General features: G+C 65.8%; 1 protein-coding gene. It reads right to left on the bottom strand.

What is annotated here, in order from left to right; all coding sequences use genetic code 11:
- Positions 1–5 precede the first annotated feature (5 nt).
- On the bottom strand, positions 6–1,193 hold the full coding sequence (gene tuf / locus IBL26_RS25425) for an elongation factor Tu (protein ID WP_187787282.1): 1,188 nt from the start codon (positions 1,191–1,193) through the stop codon (positions 6–8).

The following is a 1,193-nucleotide window of genomic DNA, read 5'->3' as shown; positions in this document are numbered from 1 at the left end:
GTCCGTTACGCGCTGATGCTGGCGACGACGCCGGCGCCAACGGTACGGCCACCTTCGCGGATGGCGAAGCGCAGGCCTTCATCCATGGCGATCGGCGCGATCAGCTCGACGTCCATCGACACGTTGTCGCCCGGCATCACCATCTCCACGCCTTCCGGCAGCGTGACAACGCCCGTCACGTCCGTCGTGCGGAAGTAGAACTGCGGACGGTAGTTGGTGAAGAACGGCGTGTGACGGCCACCCTCTTCCTTCGTCAGCACGTAGGCTTCCGCCTTGAACTTGTTGTGCGGCTTGATCGAGTTCGGGGCCGCCAGAACCTGGCCGCGCTCCACGTCCTCACGCTTCGTGCCGCGCAGCAGCGCGCCGATGTTGTCGCCCGCCTGTCCGCTGTCCAGCAGCTTGCGGAACATCTCGACGCCCGTGACCGTCGTCTTCACCGTGGTCTTCAGACCAACGATCTCGACTTCCTCACCGACCTTCACCACGCCGCGCTCAACGCGACCCGTGACGACCGTGCCGCGGCCGGAGATGGAGAACACGTCTTCCACCGGCATCAGGAACGGACGATCGATCGCGCGCTCCGGCTGCGGGATGTAGGCGTCGACCGCCGCCATCAGCTCCAGGATCGCGTTCTCGCCCAGCTCGGGGGACTTGTCCTCCAGCGCCATCAGGGCAGAGCCCTTGATGACGGGGATGTCGTCGCCCGGGAACTGGTAGGAGGAGAGCAGCTCGCGCACCTCCATCTCGACCAGCTCCAGCAGGTCGGGGTCGGCCATGTCGCACTTGTTCAGGAACACCACCAGCGCCGGCACGCCGACCTGGCGGGCCAGCAGGATGTGCTCGCGCGTCTGCGGCATCGGGCCATCGGCGGCCGAGACCACCAGGATCGCGCCGTCCATCTGCGCGGCACCGGTGATCATGTTCTTCACGTAGTCGGCGTGGCCGGGGCAGTCGACATGCGCGTAGTGGCGGTTCGCCGTCTCGTACTCAACGTGAGCCGTCGAGATCGTGATGCCGCGCGCCCGCTCCTCCGGAGCCTTGTCGATCTGGTCGTACGCCGTGAACGACGCACCGCCCGACTTCGCCAGGACCTTGGTGATCGCCGCCGTCAGCGACGTCTTGCCATGATCCACGTGCCCGATCGTGCCAATGTTGCAGTGCGGCTTGTTCCGCTCAAACTTAGCTTTCGCCAT

Origin of the sequence: Teichococcus aerophilus, from assembly GCF_014490485.1 — a bacterium.
GTDB lineage: Bacteria > Pseudomonadota > Alphaproteobacteria > Acetobacterales > Acetobacteraceae > Pseudoroseomonas > Pseudoroseomonas aerophila.
This window is presented reverse-complemented; position numbering and strand designations above follow the sequence as displayed.